This is a genomic window from Corynebacterium sp., assembly GCF_030532715.1.
In the GTDB taxonomy this organism is placed as follows: Bacteria; Actinomycetota; Actinomycetes; order Mycobacteriales; family Mycobacteriaceae; genus Corynebacterium.
The window spans coordinates 405,620-423,515 of record NZ_JAUNKO010000001.1 but is presented as its reverse complement, the minus strand read 5'-3'; the positions used below and the strand labels follow the sequence as shown (position 1 = coordinate 423,515).

Here is a 17,896-nt window from a genome sequence, read left to right as displayed (position 1 = left end):
TGTAGTATAGGCGAGGTGAACGACAATCCGCCGCAGATTCCCGCTGAGTTTTTGCCCCGGCATATCGCCATCGTGATGGATGGAAACGGTCGGTGGGCGCAGCAACGCGGGCTGAAACGAACTGAAGGTCACCGCCGTGGTGAGGCCGTGCTGCTCGACGTTGTAGACGCCTGCCTAGCGCTCGGCATCCCCTACCTTTCCGCTTATGCGTTCTCCACGGAGAATTGGCGCCGCAGTACGGACGAAGTGCGCTTCCTCATGGGGTTTAACCGGGACGTATTGCGCCGCCAACGCGATGGTCTCCACCAAAAAGGTGTGCGAGTGCGGTGGGTGGGGCGACGACCGCGATTGTGGCGCGCCGTCATCCGCGAACTTGAGGCGGCGGAGGAGCTTACCAAGGACAACACCCGCATGACGTTGGCCATGTGCGTCAACTATGGCGGCCGTGCGGAAATTATCGACGCCGCGCGCGAAATCGCCCGCCAGGCAGCCGCTGGGCAGTTGCGCCCCGACGACATTACCGAGGAATCGTTCGCAAACTTTCTCGACGAGCCGGATATGCCGGATGTGGATCTCTTCCTGCGGCCTTCGGGCGAGAAGCGTACATCCAACTTCTTGGTGTGGCAGTCGGTGTATGCGGAAATGGTGTACCAAGACAAGTTGTTCCCCGACTACACGGCGGCCGATTTGTACTCGGCGGTGGAGGAGTACGCCCGTCGCGACCGCCGCTTCGGAGGGGTGAAATGACCCCACCTACGCGCAAGCAAATCCGCCGTTGGCAACGCCACCTTGCGAACGAACGGGCGGAAGCAGCGGTGTATCGCGAACTGGCGTTCAGTAAGGAAGGCGCTGAGCGGGACATTCTGCTCGCTATTGCCGACGCCGAGCTGCGGCACGAGGAACACTGGCGCAAAATGTTGGGCAACTATGTGGGCATGCCGCAGCGCCCTGACCTCTCAACGCAATTCCTAGGCTTTATGGCGAAGCGCTTCGGTAGCGTGTTCACCTTGGCGCTGATGCAGTCGGCGGAAACGCGCACCCCCTACGCGAAAGACGAAGACGCCACCGAACAAATGATCGCGGATGAGCGGATTCATGCCGAAATCGTCCGCGGATTGGCGGCGCGCGGGCGAGAAGAAATGTCCGGCAACTTCCGCGCGGCAGTCTTCGGCGCCAACGACGGTTTGGTGAGCAACCTTGCGTTGGTGCTGGGGGTGATGGCCGCGGGCGTCGATAGTCGGCTGATTTTGCTTACCGGGATTTCCGGGTTGCTGTCGGGCGCGCTGTCCATGGGGGCGGGGGAATACGTTTCGGTGTGCTCCCAGAAGGAACTCCTCGAAGCCTCCACCCCCGACCCGGAAACCTCGTCCGCGGTGCCCCGCCTGGATGTTGATGCGAACGAACTGGCGTTAGTCTACCGGGCGCGTGGCATGGGCGAAGACGAAGCTGAACGCAAAGCCCGCCGCGTGTTTGCCGAGCTTAAGGCCACCGGGATGACCGCCGAATCCCCCATCGCGGGTGTCGAACATACCAATGACTCGGACGTGGTGGGTAGCGGGTGGTCTGCCGCAATTTCCAGCTTCATGTTCTTTGCTACCGGCGCGTTGGTGCCCGTCCTGCCGTTCCTGCTGCCCATTGATCCGCTCACGGCTGGCGTTGCGGCGTGTGTGCTTGTCGGCGTGGCGTTGATGATTACCGGCAGCATCGTCGGTGTGCTGTCTGGGGTGTCACCGTGGAAGCGCGGGTTGCGGCAGCTGGCGATCGGGCTCGGGGCGGCAGCCGTCACGTACGCCCTCGGCCGCGCATTCGGGGTGGCGGTGGGCTAGCTTTGGCATTGGGCGCATAGGCCGAACACTTCGGCGGTGTGCCCAGTGAGCTGGAACCCGTTTTCCTCCGCCACGCTGTTCGCCCAGCGTTCCACGGGGCCGCCGTCGATCTCTACGGTGGTGCCGCAACCGGTGCACACAAGGTGATGGTGGTGCTCGTCGGAGGTGCATTGGCGGTAGAGGGATTCCCCGCTGGCCATGTGGAGGACATCTACGGCGTCGATATCCGCGAGCGACTGCAAGGTACGGTACACGGTGGTGAGGCCGACCTTGTGTTTGCGTTCGGTGAGGGCTTGGTGGATTTCCTTCGCGGAAGCGAAATTATCTAGTTCGCGGAGTACGTTGACTACGGCGGCGCGTTGGCGTGTGCTGCGAACACCGAGCTTCGGCATGATTGATTCGTTGTGTACAGCCATGATGTCCAGGCTCCTTCCAGAGGTCCGTGTTGGCGGATTCACGGTGTGCGTTACGATGCGGGAGTCCACGTTCAATGCTACCCCATTAAGTACCCTGATAATGAAAAAGCGCTGTTCACGCGCGTGCATTTATGGCTTTACGGCGCTGCTGTCCACGCCGTCTATAGGAGCTTTCTATGGTGTTACCTCGTGGAACGTGAGGTTTATGCGCTGTAGGTAACAGTGTGAACACAGCGTGAAGAAAGTTCCGTAAAAGCACGTGTACAGCGTTACGAAACCCCCTGATGGCTGGTAATTTGCGTGACGCGCTAAGGTTATGTGTGACCTTAGCCGTCATCGCATGCCCGTCAGCCAGGCGGGCATAAGGATTATTGGAGGCTTTGCGCCTTCGACTCGATTGAGGAGTTGTGAGAGTTCAGTGGCGAATGAATCCGTCATCGATACCGTGGTGAACCTTTGCAAGCGCCGCGGATTGGTTTACCCCTGTGGCGAAATCTACGGCGGCACTCGCTCGGCTTGGGACTACGGTCCGCTGGGCATGGAGCTGAAGGAGAACATCAAGAAGCAGTGGTGGCGGACGTTCGTCCAAGCGCGTGCCGACGTCGTGGGCATCGACTCCTCCATTATCCTGCCGCGCCAAGTGTGGGTGGCGTCCGGCCATGTGGAAACCTTCACCGATCCCCTCGTGGAGTCCCTGCATACCCACAAGCGTTATCGGGTGGATCACCTGCTGGAGGCGTATGAGGCCAAGCACGGCCACCCGCCGGAGAATGGCCTCGCGGACATCAACGATCCGGAAACCGGGCAGCCGGGCCAGTGGACCGAACCGCAATTGTTCTCTGGGCTGATGAAAACCTACCTCGGCCCCGTGGACAATGAACAGGGCTTGCACTACCTGCGCCCCGAAACCGCGCAGGGTATCTTCACCAACTTCAAAAACGTCATGACCACCGCGCGGATGAAACCCCCGTTCGGTATCGCGCAGGTAGGCAAATCTTTCCGCAACGAAATTACGCCCGGCAATTTTATTTTCCGCACGCGTGAGTTCGAGCAGATGGAGATCGAATACTTCGTTGCGCCGGACGACGCGGACGAGAAGTTCCAGGAGTGGGTGGATGCCTGCCAGGACTGGTTTGTGGACCTTGGCATTAAGGAAGAAAACCTGCGCCAGTTCGATGTGCCTGAAGATGAGCGTGCGCACTATTCCAAAGCCACCATCGATTTCGAGTACCGTTTCGGTTTCCCGGGCGGGGAGTGGGGCGAGTTGATGGGCGTGGCGAACCGCACCGATTACGATCTCGGCCGCCACATTGAACACTCTGGCGAGGACTTGAGCTACTTTGATCAAACCACGGGGTCGCGCTACGTCCCCTGGGTTATCGAACCTTCCTTCGGGCTTACCCGCGCCCTTATGGCGTTCCTTTGCGACGCGTACCATGAGGACGAAGCCCCGAATGCAAAGGGCGGCGTGGACAAGCGGGTGGTGCTGAAGCTGGACCGCAGGCTCGCCCCGATCAAGGTTGCGGTGCTCCCGCTGAGCAAGAAGGACACGCTCACCCCCGTTGCCGAAAAAGTCGCAGCTGACCTGCGTAAACTTTGGAATATTGAGTACGATACCTCGGGTGCTATCGGCCGCCGCTACCGCCGTCAGGACGAGATTGGCACGCCGTTCTGCGTTACCGTGGATTTTGACACGCTGGAGGATAACGCGGTGACTGTGCGTGAGCGTGACACGATGCAGCAGGAGCGCGTGAAGCTGGATGAGCTGGAAGCGTACCTCGGGCAGCGGCTTGTAGGCTGCTAGCATGGAGAACCTGCATTGGGGCGCGCGTAAACAATCTGGCGCGGAGGTGCACATTCCGCTGCTCGCGGGGGACGCTGTGCTCGCCACGTTTGTGACCGACCGGAAAGCTGACACCACTACCGCACAGGTTGGCGAGCAATTGTGGTCGTTCGAAGTTGCCCGTAAAGGTAACGCCGTCGCACGTATTGGCGATTCCGTTGTGTACACCGCCGTTCCCGAAAAGGGCCGCTTTGACCGTTCCGACACCATCACCGCAACCGTGGGCACACGCGTGTTCACATTCACGCGGGAGGCGAAGTCCGATTGGATCGTCGAACTTGATTCGGAAAAGGTAGCCCAGTTCACGGGCGCGGGCCACGGGGTCCGTCATGTAGAACTGGAGTTGGAAGAAGGCGTTTCGCTGACTCAGGATGAGGCGGTGTTCCTCGCGTGGGTGGCACGTATTGTGCTGGAGGCTCGTTTGGTTGGCTCCACGTGGATTCTCACGCTTTCGTTGCTGCTGCTCACTCCGTTTATCCTGTGGGTTTTCTTGTTGTAGTGAGGAGTGCGCATGCCAACGTGGGTTTGGGACGATAACGTTCTGCGCGACGCGGAAGGGAACGTGGTGGCGCAAGTGCGTGCAGACGTCATTTTCGTCGGCGCCCACCGGTTGCTGGTCGAATCCATGTCTGGCCCGTGCAATTTCCGCCTCCGTATCACGGCCGAAAATGGCGAGATGATCACCATGCGAAATAATGGACTCACCGTCAGCTCCCTTTCAGCCGTGTGTGCGGACCGCAGGTACCGCCTCGACCGTGTTTCCCCGTTCCGCAAGGAGCGCACCATCCGCCGGGGTGGGCAAGTTGTGGCGCGCGTGGTCGCGCACCGCACTTCGCTCGCCGTGTTCGACATGCAGGATTTTCCGCTTCTCGACGCCGTGGCCCTCACCTGGGGCTGCCTCCTCGTGGACGCCCCAGGCCGGAACATTCGCATTTCCTAACCCTGTGGATATTGGTCATCCGGTGGGGGTTCGAATCCTTCTGGTGGGGGTTCCTCCGGAAGGGACGTTGAAATATTCACTTTCAGGTGATTGCGTGCGAGGTACCGTTCGCGTTGTTTTTCCCGGTAGCGGGTGAGCGTGGTGCCCCACCGTCCAAACCCGTCGCGTATCGGGGGCTGGAGGTAATCTTCGTCGGTTTTGGTGGGGTGGTCGTGCCGCGTGGTGATTCCATCGGCTCGCCCCTGGACTTTCCCCGCGAGAATCCCTTTGGGAACGGTGGTCACTGTTGTTCCGGTAGCGAACTCCCAGGTGATATTGCCAAAGCTGTCCGAGTGGGCTTTCGCATGGCGGTCGGTTTTAAAGTTGTGGTGGTGGGGACACAAGCATTGCAGGTTGGAAATGGTGGTCCAGCCCCCAACCTCCCAGTTAATTACGTGGTCAACTTCGCAGAAGCGGGCGTCGACATTGCATCCGGGGAAGCGACAGGTGCCGTCGCGCAGCTTCACAAGCGCACGCTGTGCAGGGGTAGGGTCGTGGGGTCCCCGGCGTATGTCCGCAACGGCGAGAATGTTGTCGTATTGAATTTGACGTGCCTGAATGCGAATACGCTGCGCCTCCGTCAGCCTGCCGACGCCGTGCAACGACACAGGCGTCACCTCTACCGCAGGAGTAAGCTCACCAAAACCCAGCAGCCGAATCTCACATTTCTCATCCCGCTCGTCCTGCTCTCCGCATACGCGGGCCAGCAGGATTTCGTCTTGGCGTTTGTGTTGTGCCTTCGCGGCAGCTTCGATGCTTTGCTTAGCTTCCAAGGCGCAGTCGCTGGGCATGGTCACGTTCAGTACGCTCACGCCAGGATGCGGGGAATCCCACAGCTCCACCCCAAACATTGATTCCAGTTTTGCTTGGGATGCTTCCGGGCTGGTGTCCTCCTCAAAATCTTCGTAGACGCCGAGGCGCACCAACTCGTCTTTTAATGCTGCTGCAATGTGCCGGCACGTGGGTAACGCCTGGTGGGGTCGACTCGGGCTGAGCTCGCTCACGAGGAACGCATCGATCGCGTTCCAAATCTTCGGCGAAGAGTTCAACGGCACTACGATCAGCCCGTTCCAGATGGTGCGCAGCATGTCATAGTCGACGTGCCACAGGTTCATGGCCAGGGCTTTAAGCTGGGGAAGATAATGGTGCAGCAGGAAACACCCACCAACAATATTGTTCATGCGTAACTCGGAGTACCGCCCGCTCTGTGCGGCGAACTCCTTGACCAGCGCACTGATATTGAGGTACTGGAAATCCAGTCCGTAGGTGGCCAGTAAATAGCAGCTCAGGAACTCTCGGTTTTGCTGCACTTCCGCTTGGCCGAAGGGGTTATCGGGTTCGTGCATGAGGAAACCGATGGCTTCGCCGCTCATTGTCACGCACCTCCCGAACCCCGCACGAATACTTGCTGTTTTTCAAGTTCTAGTGTAATGCAGTCGCGTAAGTGCTACCACCCCCGTGGCCAGCGGAAATGGGCTTGAAGCAATGTATTCTTCACCCCCGTTGCACCGCTGTTAACCAGGGAAAACAACATCTACGATTGCTTGTTCGCAATAGTTATTTGACAGTGTGGTCGGGCGGGGTGTATGCCCCAGAAAGGTAGCTAAGCCGCACGTCAAGGCCCCTTTGGCGGCTCGAAGAGGTAGCTAACCTGAAAACTGGCCAAGCGCGGACTATAATCCCGGAAATAAAATTACGTGACCTTGGGCACATTTTGAGGTTCACAAAGTTGGGGGTAGCGGGGGTGCTATCCGCTTGCCTTATCCGCATCGCGCCCCTTCAGTAGAATTGCTCGCGGAATGCGGGGAAGCGGTGGTTTTTCCAAATGTCTACCAGCCCGTTGAGGGATTGGTGGATGTCAAACTCTCGCAGTGCCCGAATGTATGTTTTGTGCAGGGCAGACTGGGCGTCGATGGAGATTTCGATGGGTGGGAAGTCGATGCGCCGCATTACCTCGTACACTAAGGCGCGGATTGCGCGGCCGTTGAAATCTACAAACGGGTGGATGTGCAAGCCTTTGGCCTCAACGTAGGCGAGCAGTTCCAGGGTGTTTTGCAGGTCGCCGCGGATGTACATCATGCGCGCGTTGATATCGTCGAAGTATTCCCACAGCTTCTGCGAAACGTAGATGTGTTCGGGCGGATAGTGGTGGCCGATGCGCACTGCGCAGTGGCGCAATTGGCCCGCGATGGCGGGGGTAAGGTCCCCGCAGATCCGCCGGTGGAACTCTTGTAGTAGGTGCGGGTTGAGTTCGAAATCGAGAAAAGCCCCTTCGTTTATTTCATTGATAAGTAATCGAAGGGGCTCGGCGACTCGCTCGTTGACCTCTGAGTACGCTAGCTCACCGTGGACGGTATCGAATGTACGTGTGCCATTAGAGTCTGGTGTCATTGAACCTTAACTGGAGCAAGTTGAGACTGACGTTCCTGGGCGTGGCAAAACCATTCATCACTGACGTACTCGCGCTCCATTGCCATGGACATGGCCACACGCTCCACCGTGACAGCGCGGCGATTTTCGGCCTTCTCAGCGTCTGGGAGCGCGTACCACTCGGAGAGCAGGGAAGAGATTTCATAAAGATTCATTTGTGGTCCTCCATTCTTCCCCTCTGCGAAGTTCAGCGTAGTACGGGATCAGGTGAAGCTGTGCTTTTCGTGTGAATTATTCTACCTGAATTATAGAAGATTTACTAATTTGTGCAAGATCGATAAAGAATTTTTTTCAAAACCGCAGGTCAGAGGCATCGCGCGGCGTGTTGTGGTGAGTGTCTGCGGTACATTTACGCGGCGTCGAGACGCGGTTGCGGGGGTGGGAAACCCGCCGCAACCACGCGAAAGTAACGGTTAGGTAACGGGCTCTCAGGCGCGTTTGTTCGAACGCTCAGCTTTTCGAAAGCCGGGCCTAGAAACTGCCGCTACTGGTGCTAATGCCGCCGCCCCCACCGGAGAAACCGCCACCCGAGAAGCCGCCGGAGAAACCGCCACCGCCGCTGCTGATGATGTGACCAGCGATCATGCCGGAGGAGAAGCTGTTGTTGCGCTGCTGGCTGGCGTGGTATTCGGAGACGTCGTTACGCGCGGCCTTAAGCGCGCGCCGAGCTTGGGTCGCCGACATTTTCGCAAGTGAAATCGCTCCGCGCGTATTCGAAGTTCGATTCTGAATGGCCTGTGCGTGGTATCGGTGAGCCTCCGCGAGCATTGTCCGCGCCGCCGAGCCGACAATCTTGCCGCGGGTGCCAATATAATCGTCGCCGGTGCGCAGCGCCGTTCCCGCAGTGGCGAGCGTGTTGTCCAAGATTTGCAGCGCTCGCGCCTGTTGGGCGTTGCTCTCACGCACCGTGTCCAATAACAGGTCCAATTCGGCATCATATTCGACGAGTGTGGCGTACGTAGCCAGTGGATCGGCTTCCGCCGAAGCCTGAGCGGTAGAAATCACTTCCGGAGCGCGGTTCAGCGTTTCCGTCACTGCTTGCCAGTTCGCGGGCGTGCCGTGGGCTTGTCCCTGCTCCTTCAGCTGGTGAGCCTCTTGGACCTCAGCTTCGATTTCTGCGATGAGCGGGGGGATGCCGGATTGCGCCTGTGCGATATCCACGACCGCATTTTCGATGCCCCCAAGCGCCTTGTCCGCGTGCGCGATAGCGTTTTCCGCGTTCCGGATCGCATCGACCACACCGCCCTGGGATCCCACCGGAAGCTCCAATTGCTTGCGCGCGGAATCGATACTTTCCTCCGCCTTCGTCGTGAGTTCGCTTGCGAGGTCCACGTTTTCGTCGATGCTGTCGATGACGGAAGGCTCGTAGTTCCGCTGTAATTCTTCAAGCGTGGCCTGCGCCTTTGGCAGGCGGGTGCGCAGATCCACCAGCTGCTGGGTGATTTCCTCAATCTTGGTTGGGGCGTTGACCAGTAGGTTGCGCAGTTCCGCAAATTCGGTGGCGACAGCTTCGAGGGCGTCGTCGGCCTGGCCGCAACTGGACACGATCTCAACCAATTTGCTGCGTCGGTCGGTCAAGTCCCTATAGTTCTTTGTGTCAACCTCCTGCTTGAGCTGGAACGCGCGCTGGAGCGTGGAGGTCGACTTATTCATCGCACTGGTGAACGGGCGCACGCGTTCCGCACCGAATTCCGACATTGCTAGGTCCAGCTCCGAGCGCGCGCCGCGGATGGATTCGTCCGTAGACACGAGCTCTTCTTGGGCGAGCTGCTCGAGCACGTCGTCCGGCAAATTCCCGAGCGTCTTCACGTCCGAAGGCGAGATTTCGCGTGCGCTTTCTATCGTCCGCTTCCGCTTGCGTCGGCGGAGCGCCCACGCGCCACCACCGGCGGCCACCAAGCTCGCAGCGCCCCCGCCGAGGATGGCGTAGCCGTTACGCGTCCGGCGCGCGATTTCTTCCGGTGTTGCCGGTGGCTTGCCTCGCGCCGTTGTCACTGCCGCGTACACCGCGCCCTTAAAGTCAAGGTCGGTGAGTTTGTTGTAGGCGGCGTCTTCAACTTTTTGCGCCTCGGAGGCGGACCATTTCGAGTCGTTCGTCTCGCGGGAGACCGCGTATTTCCGGTCCTCTGTCGCGATGACCAAAACCAACACATTATCCGCTCTATTTAATTTAAACGTTCGTTCGGAGAACTCCTCGGCGCTCAAGCTGCCGAATGAAGGCTGCAGTACCACGAACATATCGCGGCGCTTTTCTTTGCGAACTTGAGAGATCATCGCTTCCAGTTCGGCAATTTCCGGTTCCGTAAGCACGCCTGAGTGGTCCACCACGTGCGACGTCAGCTTGCTTGGCGCCAGCGGGTCCGTCGATCCAGGCACGACCGGTTCCGAGAGTGCGGGTGCGGGTGGGGCGGGAGCCGCTGCGAATACGAGGGGAGCGTTGCTCAGCGCTGCCGCTGCGGCGACGCACAGGGCTGCGAATGTAGCCGAAAGCAAGCGGTTGTTTGGGCGCTTCGAGATCATACCCCAACAATAGCGGTGCAGGTGGCACACTGGTGCATATAGTGAGCGCATCAATACACAGGAAGGGGCCGTGCCGTGGGTTACCAATACTCCGAGGCGGATCGTCAGCGACGGCTAAGCGAACCAAAAAAGCGTAGCAACTTCGTGGGCACGGACGAGGAGCATCGGAGTGTGTTCGCGCGGGATCGTGCTCGCGTGTTGCATTCTGCGGCGTTGCGGCGGCTGGCGGATAAAACTCAGGTCGTGGGCCCTCATGATGGGGATACTCCACGCACCCGGTTGACGCACTCGCTGGAGGTGGCGCAGATTGCCCGTGGTTTGGGTTCCGGCATTGGTGTGGACCCGGAGTTGGCGGAGCTGGCGGGATTGTGCCACGACATCGGCCATCCACCGTATGGGCACAACGGGGAGGTGGCGCTCAATGAGCTTGCGGATATGTGCGGGGGCTTCGAAGGCAATGCGCAGACACTACGCATCCTCACGAGGCTCGAACCGAAAGTGCTTTCGCCCGACGGGGAGAGTTTTGGGTTGAACCTGTGCCGGGCGTCTATCGACGCCGCGTGCAAGTACCCATGGACGAAATCAAACGCGCCGAGGGGGAAATACGGGGCTTATGATGAGGATGGCGGGATCCTGGAATGGGTGCGTCAGGGGCGTGCGGATACGAGGCCGCCGCTGGAGGGGCAGATCATGGATTGGTCCGATGACGTGGCGTATTCCGTGCATGACGTGGAGGACGGCATCCTTTCTGATCGAATCGATTTGCGGGTGCTGTGGGACCTTGTGGAGTTGGCAGCCCTGGCTGAAAAGGGCGCGCGGGCGTTCGGCGGGGATCCGAACGAATTGTTGGAGGCGGCGGCGCGGCTACGGCAGTTGGAGGTGGTGAATGCCGCGGCGGATTATGACGGTAGTCTGACCAAGCTCGCCGCCTTAAAGGGGTTGACTTCCGAGCTTGTGGGGCGTTTTGTGTCCGCTACGATTAGCGCGACGAAGCAGGCGAACCCGGATCGATTTGGTGATTTGGTTGTGCTGCCGGAGGCGCTCGCGGAGGTAACGCTGTTAAAGACCATCGCAGTGTTGTATGTGATGGAGGACCCTGGGCATTTGCGCCGCCAGGATCGGCAACGCGACAAGATTCGCCTTGTGTACGAATATTTGTGTATGGGTGCGCCGGGAACGTTGGATCCCTTGTTCCGTGCGTGGTTTAATGCTGCGGATTCGGACGCGCAGCGCCAGCGCGTGATTATTGACCAGATCGCTTCGATGACGGAGTCGCGCTTGGAGCGGATCCATAAGGAAGCGGTGGTGGTTTCGGGGTTCCTTGCCTGACGCTCTTGCGCGTGGACTAGGTTAGGGTTACCATTTGCCAATACGTGCACACAGGTGCACCTATTGACATGTTGTGAGGAAGTCTCGGATGCTAACCCCATTGCGCAACCCCACCTATCGCAAGCTGTTCTGCGCGCAGGTCGTTGCGCTTGTGGGAACAGGTTTGCTCACAATCGCACTGAGTTTGCAGGCGTACGATTTCGCGGGTAGCCACGCCGGCACCATCCTCGGCACCGCGCTGACCATCAAAATCCTGATGTATGTGCTTGCCGCGCCGATCATAAGTGCCGCTGCCCAACGCTTGCCCGTCGCCGTCGTGCTCGTGGGTGCCGACGCCGTGCGCATCGCCATCGCACTCGTCCTCCCGTTGGTTGATAATGCCGTCTCCCTCTACCTCGCTATCGCCGTGCTGCAGGCGGCTTCCGCGACATTTACCCCGGCTTTCCAGGCGCTTATTCCCAAGGTGCTTCCCGGCGAGCGGGACTACACCGCAGCGCTTTCGCTGTCCCGGCTCGCCTATGACCTCGAGGCAATCGCAAGCCCCATCCTCGCAGCTGGGGCGCTGTTCGTTGTGAGCTATCACGGGTTGTTTATGGGCACCGCCGGTGGGTTCCTCGGCTCGCTGCTGCTGGTGGTTGCCGCCGCACGCAGCCTGCCTGCCCGGGGTGACACAGGCCGCCAGGAGCCGTTTCGCAAGCGCACGCTGCAAGGGGTACGGCTGATGGTGCGAGTGCCGGAATTGCGTGGCGTGCTGTGGCTTAACTTTGCCGTCGCTGCGCCGATGGCGATGGTGTTGGTGAATACTGTGGTGATCGTGCGCACGACATTTCAGTGGGATGACGCGGTGCTCGCGTGGCTGTTCGCGGCGTTCGGCGCGGGGTCCATGCTGATCGCGTTGGTGGTGCCGCGGTTACGCGAACGCTTCGGCGATTATTCGCTCATGCTGGCGGGAGGTGGGGCGTCGATAGGCGGGATGGCGTTGCTGTATCTCACGCTGGTCGGGGAGGCCGTGTGGGCGCTGTGGGCCTTGTGGCCGGTGCTCGGCGCGGCGCTGGCACTGATGCAAATACCGATGAGCCAAGTGCTGCGGCTGCACATTGCCGAGAAGGACCTCGATGCTGTATTTGCCGCGCAGTTTTCGTTGAGCCATGCGTGCTACCTCGTGGCTTATCCATTGGCGGGCTGGGCCGGGTCGGAGGTAGGGCCGGCATGGGCTACGCTGGTGTTAATGCTCATTGGGCTGTGTGGCGTGCTGCTGAGTGCGTACACCAGCCTCAGCGCTCGACAATTTGAACAAACATTGGCAGTGCCCACGCACTACTGACGCGACTTGGTGGAAGATGCTCCCGCAACGCAACGCTTTAGAACCCTCATTCGTTCACGACCTTCAGCCTGACGCCGACCTTTTTACCTCCGCGGCGGACACCTTGAAGCTGCTCGCCGAGCCGACACGTCTGCACTTGCTGTGGTTGCTGGTGGACAATGAACATAACGTCGCCGAGCTTGTCGACGCCGTCGGGGTCAGCCGCACCGTGGTTAGCCAGCACCTAGCAAAATTGCGGCTCGGGGGGCTGGTTGCATCGCGGCGCGAAGGGCGCAACATTATCTACCGCGTGTTGGACGGGCACCTCGCTCGCCTGGTCATCGAAAGTTTGAACCACGCGGACCATCTGCTGACAGGGGAACCCCTGCACGAATAGTCGTTCGATTTGTGTGGGGTTAGTCTTCCGCGTCGGGAATCATGCAGAAGCTTTCGTAGTGGTCGTCGGTGTAATACCACGTATCTGGGTCTTGCTTGGTGCCGCCACCGACGACGATGCGCCGCTCCCCGCGGTGACGCAACCCTGGGGTGTCTACCGTGTACTCGCGGTAAAAGTTATTGTGCTGCTTGGGCAGGACTCGCTCATAGTTTCCAAAATGCGTACCGTCATATTCGGGGTGTTCGAACGGCCCTCCGGCGAGGATATCGTCAATGACCTCGGTTGCTTGCTGCGGCAGCGTGTCGGTGGGGCACGACGGCAGGTGAGTTTTCTGCTGCTGCCGGTTTGGTGTTTGAGCGGCTTGCACAGGGGCGCTGTTACTTGTGCTGGTTGTGCTGGCGGTGGAATTTCCCTCGCTTTGGGAAAGATCGATGCCCAGCCACGCGGCAGCGACCAGCACGGCGGCCGCGCCCAAACCCTTCAACACTCGATTCATACTTGCCATCATTTCATGGGTGCGAGCGTCGGGGTAGTTGCATGCAGCCGCAAGGGTCGCTCGGTGTGCTTCGGCGCTAAGGTATAGGGCATGGCCAAAGGAAGAATCCCAGATTCGGATATTGCGGCAATCCGCGAGCGGACTCCTATCGAAGAAATTGTCGGGGAGTATGTGCAGCTCAAGCCTGCGGGCGCGGATTCGCTGAAAGGCCTGTCCCCGTTTAAGGATGAGAAAACGCCCTCGTTCCATGTGCGGCCTAATCGCGGGTATTTCCACTGCTTTTCCTCCGGGGAGGGCGGGGATGTGTTCAGCTTCCTAATGAAGATGGAGCACGTGAGTTTCCCGGAAGCGGTGGAGATTTGCGCGGAGAAGATTGGCTACCAGATTCGATACGAGGGTGGGGGGCCGGGTCGGCGTGAGGAGCCCGGCACACGGCAGCGACTCGTCGCCGCCAATAAAGCCGCACATGGGTTCTATATTGCGCAGTTGGAAACCCCGGAGGCGGCTACGGCGCGGCGGTTCCTCACCGATCGCGGGTTCTCCGCCGCAGACGCACATAAGTTTGGATGCGGGTATGCGCCCGGCGGATGGGACACGTTGACTAAGCACCTGCTGCGCAAGGGGTTTAGCCACCAGGAACTGGAGGCCGCGGGGTTGACCACGATGGGTCGCCGCGGGCCGATTGACCGTTTTCACCGCCGGTTGCTGTGGCCGATCCGGAACCTCGCGGGCGACGTGATTGGGTTCGGTGCGCGCAAGCTTTTCGAGGATGACAACCTTGGCAAGTACATGAATACCCCCGAGACCATGCTGTACAAGAAGTCGAAGGTGCTGTTCGGCCTGGACCAGGCGAAGAAGGACATTGCGGCGCAGCATCGCGCAGTGGTGGTGGAGGGTTACACGGATGTGATGGCCATGCACGCCGCCGGGGTGGGCGTGGCGGTGGCCGCGTGCGGTACGGCGTTCGGCGAGGAACATCTGCAACTGTTGCGCCGGCTCATGCTCGATGACGCCTACTTCCGGGGTGAATTGATTTATACGTTCGACGGCGATGAGGCGGGGCAGAAGGCCGCCATGCGTGCGTTTGAGGGTGACCAGCAATTCACCGGACAATCGTATGTTTCGGTCGCCCCGGAGGGTATGGACCCCTGCGATCTGCGGCTCGCGCAGGGGGACGCCGCGGTGCGTGACCTCGTGGCTCGCCGCGTACCCATGTTCGAATTCGTGGTGCGGGCGATGCTGGAGGATTACTCTCTGGATTCGGCGGATGGTCGCCTGCAGGCGTTGCGCCGCACGGTGCCGGTGGTGGCGGCGATCCGGGATGAGACGCTGCGCAACGAGTACGCTCGCCAGCTCGCCGGTTGGGTGGGGTGGACGGATCCGGTGGAGGTGCTCGCCCAGGTGCGGGAGGCCGCGCGCCGCCCGCAGCAGCGCAAGCAGGAGCCTCGCCGCGCCCGCCGATTCGAAGCTACTACCGACGCCCCAACCAGCTCATTCGAGCTGCCCAACCCACGTGACCCCCAGCTGTGGTCCGAGCGGGAAAGCTTGAAGCTGGCGCTGCAATACCCCGACATCGCGGGCGATTACTTTGATGGCGTGTCGGTGGATTCGTTTACCCACCCGGCGTACCGGGCGGTACGTCAGGCGATTGCAAGCCAGGGCGGGTGCCGCAGCCCGCAGGGTATCGCGGGGGTGGCGGGTGAAATGACGGACCTGCTGGGCAGGTCGTTGGTTTCGGAGTTGGCGGTGGAGGAGATCCACTGCTCACCGGATGCGTTGCCGCGCTACACCGATAGCGTGCTGTCGCGTTTGCAGGAGGCGCGGGTGGGAAACCAGATCGCTCAGCTCAAGGGGCGATTGCAGCGCATGCGCCCGTCCGATGACGAACAAACCTACAACTCGCTTTTTGCGGACCTCATTGCCCTCGAGCAGGCCCGCCGTGATCTGCTGGCGCGCGCGTTCCAGAATTAGTCTTCGTCCGGTTCCAGGATTTGTGTGCCGTCCTCCCGGCGGATTTCCTTGATTTCCTTCATGCGCGGCTGGGGATCCAGTCGATTGGCAATGGCTTTGCGGGTGGCCGTAATCGCGGCTTTCGAGGCGGGGGAGTGCACGGCAAACTCGTAGCCGCGTTTGATTTGTTCGAATCGTTTACGTCCCGCCTTGGTGCCCAGCACGTAGCCTGCGGCAGCGCCAATGACGAATTGGATCATTGTTTATCCCTCATGCGATGGTTTCGTAATTAGGGCTACTCTACTAAAAATCCGCGTTCGGCCTCGACGAGGTCCAGCACGACGTTGATGAGCTCCTCGGTTTCGTAACCGTAGATGTCGATCGCCCCGAGCCGCAACTCGATGTACGGGTCTTCGCGGTCCAGGTTATAGCCCGCCAACGCCGGCACATCGCACTCCACTGGGACGATGGACAGCGTGTTGTCGCCAACATTGAGGGTTAGTGTGGCGACGGGGGTGGTGGGCTCGACGTGGACGCTGGCCGGGAAGTGCTGGGCGGAGAGTTCCTTCGCGACGTCGAGAAGCGCCGGCAATGCGGTTTCGTCCAGGTAGCGTTGGGCTTTCTGCGCGCTCGGCCAGTCGAAAGAACGGGCGAGTCGGTGGCGCCAGTCGAGCTTTTGTTCGTCCGGTTCGAGTTCGCGGCGCAGGGACTTCCACAGGCTGATCATCAGCGGGTACATCACCACCGTAAACGGCAACCCCATCACTACCGTGGCGGCTTGGGTGGTGGCGACGCCGTCGATGCGCAGCATCACAAGGGTGAGCACACCGATGACCACGGACCATACAACGCGGGACCAGCGGGGGCCGTCGCGGTGCGTGTCGTCGTTGAGTGAGGTGAAGTTCGACATGATGAGCGCGCCGGAATCCGCCGAGGTGATGTACAGCAGCAGGCCGATGATTGTGGTCAACCCCACCAGCCATATGCCGCCCGGGTAGTGGAGCATGAGGTCGAAAAACCCGCGTTGGGGGGCTTCCATTGCGATGCGACCGAACTCATCGTCGCCCCCACGCACGCGGTCAAGCGCCGCGTTGCCGAAGAAGCTCATCCACATGAGGATGAACAAAAACGGTATGGTCAGCGTGCCCAGCACAAACTCCCGCAACGTCCGCCCCCGTGAAATGCGCGCCAAGAACAAGCCTACGAATGGCGCCCAGGCAACCCACCACGCCCAGAAGAACAACGTCCAGCTGGCCAGCCACGCGCGCGTATCCTCCGGGGTTTCCGAATAGGCGTAGGTGTCGAGGGACCAGTCTACGAAATTCGCCGCGTAGTCGCCGATATTCATTACCATGGCGTCGAGCAGAAATGAGGTTTTACCTGCGAAAACGACGTACGCCATGAGGATCAGTGCAAACAGGACGTTCAGCTCCGATAAGCGTTTAATTCCGCGGTCCACGCCGGAGACCGCCGAAAACGCGCCAATGGTGACGCTGAAGATGATCAGTGCCGTCTGTACCGCGGGCCCCTCCTCCCAGCCGAACAATAGTGTGAGCCCGTAATTGAGCTGCACCACCCCAATGCCTAGCGACGCCGCGATGCCGAACACAGTGCCTAACGTGGCGGCGATGTCTACGGAATGCCCGATCGGTCCGTGCACCCGTTTGCCTAGGAGCGTGTACAACGCGCTGCGCAGCGTCAACGGCATATTCCATCGGAACGCAAAAAACCCAAACACCATGCCCAAGAGGGAGTACATTGCCCAGCCGGAAATGCCGTAGTGGAAGAGGGCAAACACCACGGCATCCTCCGCCGCCTGCCGGGTCTGCCCGCCGCCCTGCGGAGGCAGGTAGTACTGGGTAACCGGCTCCGCCACGGAGAAAAACATGAGATCGACGCCAATGCCGGCTGCGAACAACATGGCGGACCAGGAAAACAAACTGAACTGGGGGCGGGAATCGTCCGGGCCGAGCCGCAGCGTGCCCATCTTTGAAATTGCCACCACACACACGAACACAACCGCGATGGTGGCAGTGAGCACATAAAACCAGCCGAGTTTTTGTGCAATCCACCCAGTGACGGTGCCGAGTGCCGCCTCCGCCGAATCATGGCCGAAAAACGCCCACGCTACCAGGGCGATAATGCCGACAAGCGTGATCGCGAACACCGGAGTGTTCACCGAGCGTGTTGTTGATATCCGTTTTCCTCGCACGGGTTTGAGAATAGGCGTTCACCCCGGTTGCGTGGCAACAAGAGGCTGTGGTGGTGGCCATGACCTACCGATGGCTACAAAAAATCCCCACCGAGGAAGCGTCCTGGTGGGGTAAAATTGAGCTCCCCCAACTGGACTCGAACCAGTAACCCTTCGATTAACAGTCGAATGCTCTGCCAATTGAGCTATGGGGGA

Annotated in this window: 17 protein-coding genes and 1 tRNA gene; 9 read left to right on the top strand and 9 right to left on the bottom strand. The window is 60.1% G+C overall.

Features of this window, described 5'->3' with window-relative positions; all coding sequences use genetic code 11:
- The first annotated feature begins 15 nt into the window (after positions 1–15).
- Together Q4D83_RS01985 and Q4D83_RS01980 are read left to right on the top strand one after the other, a co-directional pair.
- Positions 16–747, top strand: a complete 732-nt coding sequence (locus Q4D83_RS01985; RefSeq protein ID WP_303172498.1) for an isoprenyl transferase — start codon at positions 16–18, stop codon at positions 745–747.
- On the top strand, positions 744–1,826 hold the full coding sequence (locus Q4D83_RS01980; RefSeq protein ID WP_303172496.1) for a VIT1/CCC1 transporter family protein: 1,083 nt from the start codon (positions 744–746) through the stop codon (positions 1,824–1,826). Before Q4D83_RS01985 ends, Q4D83_RS01980 begins: the two co-directional genes overlap by 4 nt.
- On the opposite strand, the gene Q4D83_RS01975 is transcribed toward Q4D83_RS01980, so the two are convergent.
- Positions 1,823–2,242 (bottom strand): Fur family transcriptional regulator, encoded by a 420-nt coding sequence (locus Q4D83_RS01975; protein ID WP_303172495.1) that lies wholly within the window; start codon positions 2,240–2,242, stop codon positions 1,823–1,825. The genes Q4D83_RS01980 and Q4D83_RS01975 overlap by 4 nt on opposite strands.
- A 418-nt stretch (positions 2,243–2,660) precedes the next feature.
- Between Q4D83_RS01975 and Q4D83_RS01970 the strand changes: the two genes are divergently transcribed.
- From Q4D83_RS01970 to Q4D83_RS01960, 3 genes are read left to right on the top strand one after another with little or no spacing between them, the layout of a single operon-like run.
- On the top strand, positions 2,661–4,046 hold the full coding sequence (locus Q4D83_RS01970) for a glycine--tRNA ligase (protein ID WP_303172493.1): 1,386 nt from the start codon (positions 2,661–2,663) through the stop codon (positions 4,044–4,046).
- 1 nt (position 4,047) lies between these two features.
- Positions 4,048–4,584: a hypothetical protein gene (locus Q4D83_RS01965; protein WP_303172492.1), complete on the top strand. Its 537-nt coding sequence runs from the start codon at positions 4,048–4,050 to the stop codon at positions 4,582–4,584.
- 12 nt (positions 4,585–4,596) lie between these two features.
- Complete coding sequence (locus Q4D83_RS01960) at positions 4,597–5,025, top strand: hypothetical protein (protein WP_303172491.1); 429 nt, start codon at positions 4,597–4,599, stop codon at positions 5,023–5,025.
- Here Q4D83_RS01960 and Q4D83_RS01955 read toward each other — a convergent pair.
- The 4 genes from Q4D83_RS01955 to Q4D83_RS01940 all read right to left on the bottom strand — a co-directional run bounded on the left by Q4D83_RS01955 (position 5,022) and on the right by Q4D83_RS01940 (position 10,014).
- Positions 5,022–6,437 (bottom strand): HNH endonuclease signature motif containing protein, encoded by a 1,416-nt coding sequence (locus tag Q4D83_RS01955; RefSeq protein WP_303172489.1) that lies wholly within the window; start codon positions 6,435–6,437, stop codon positions 5,022–5,024. The genes Q4D83_RS01960 and Q4D83_RS01955 overlap by 4 nt on opposite strands.
- Positions 6,438–6,843: 406 nt before the next feature.
- The gene (locus Q4D83_RS01950; RefSeq protein WP_303172488.1) at positions 6,844–7,455 is read right to left on the bottom strand and encodes a Fic family protein; all 612 of its coding nucleotides are present in this window, start codon (positions 7,453–7,455) and stop codon (positions 6,844–6,846) included.
- A complete protein-coding gene (locus tag Q4D83_RS01945) occupies positions 7,452–7,649 on the bottom strand; it encodes a hypothetical protein (RefSeq protein ID WP_303172486.1) in 198 nt (65 codons plus the stop codon). Before Q4D83_RS01945 ends, Q4D83_RS01950 begins: the two co-directional genes overlap by 4 nt.
- A gap of 316 nt (positions 7,650–7,965) precedes the next feature.
- On the bottom strand, positions 7,966–10,014 hold the full coding sequence (locus Q4D83_RS01940; protein ID WP_303172485.1) for a TPM domain-containing protein: 2,049 nt from the start codon (positions 10,012–10,014) through the stop codon (positions 7,966–7,968).
- Between the two features lie 75 nt (positions 10,015–10,089).
- On the opposite strand from Q4D83_RS01940, the gene Q4D83_RS01935 reads away from it, so the two are divergent.
- The 3 genes from Q4D83_RS01935 (at position 10,090) to Q4D83_RS01925 (ending at position 13,043) form a co-directional block, all read left to right on the top strand.
- Entirely contained in the window at positions 10,090–11,343 is a 1,254-nt protein-coding gene (locus tag Q4D83_RS01935) for a deoxyguanosinetriphosphate triphosphohydrolase (RefSeq protein ID WP_303172484.1), read from the top strand.
- Positions 11,344–11,431: 88 nt separating this feature from the next.
- Entirely contained in the window at positions 11,432–12,667 is a 1,236-nt protein-coding gene (locus Q4D83_RS01930) for an MFS transporter (RefSeq protein WP_303172482.1), read from the top strand.
- 16 nt (positions 12,668–12,683) lie between these two features.
- Positions 12,684–13,043 carry a metalloregulator ArsR/SmtB family transcription factor gene (locus Q4D83_RS01925; protein WP_303172480.1) on the top strand — a complete coding sequence of 120 codons (360 nt, stop codon included), beginning with the start codon at positions 12,684–12,686 and terminating at the stop codon, positions 13,041–13,043.
- A 19-nt stretch (positions 13,044–13,062) separates the two neighbouring features.
- Here the strand turns inward: Q4D83_RS01925 and Q4D83_RS01920 are convergent, their stop codons facing one another.
- A complete protein-coding gene (locus Q4D83_RS01920) occupies positions 13,063–13,548 on the bottom strand; it encodes a ribonuclease domain-containing protein (RefSeq protein ID WP_303172478.1) in 486 nt (161 codons plus the stop codon).
- A gap of 81 nt (positions 13,549–13,629) precedes the next feature.
- Between Q4D83_RS01920 and dnaG the strand changes: the two genes are divergently transcribed.
- On the top strand, positions 13,630–15,510 hold the full coding sequence (gene dnaG / locus Q4D83_RS01915; RefSeq protein WP_303172476.1) for a DNA primase: 1,881 nt from the start codon (positions 13,630–13,632) through the stop codon (positions 15,508–15,510).
- Here dnaG and Q4D83_RS01910 read toward each other — a convergent pair.
- The 3 genes from Q4D83_RS01910 to Q4D83_RS01900 form a co-directional block, all read right to left on the bottom strand.
- The gene (locus Q4D83_RS01910; protein ID WP_303172474.1) at positions 15,507–15,749 is read right to left on the bottom strand and encodes a hypothetical protein; all 243 of its coding nucleotides are present in this window, start codon (positions 15,747–15,749) and stop codon (positions 15,507–15,509) included. The genes dnaG and Q4D83_RS01910 overlap by 4 nt on opposite strands.
- Before the next feature lie 35 nt (positions 15,750–15,784).
- A complete protein-coding gene (gene betT / locus Q4D83_RS01905; RefSeq protein WP_303172473.1) occupies positions 15,785–17,668 on the bottom strand; it encodes a choline BCCT transporter BetT in 1,884 nt (627 codons plus the stop codon).
- Between the two features lie 155 nt (positions 17,669–17,823).
- Positions 17,824–17,896, bottom strand: a tRNA-Asn gene (locus Q4D83_RS01900).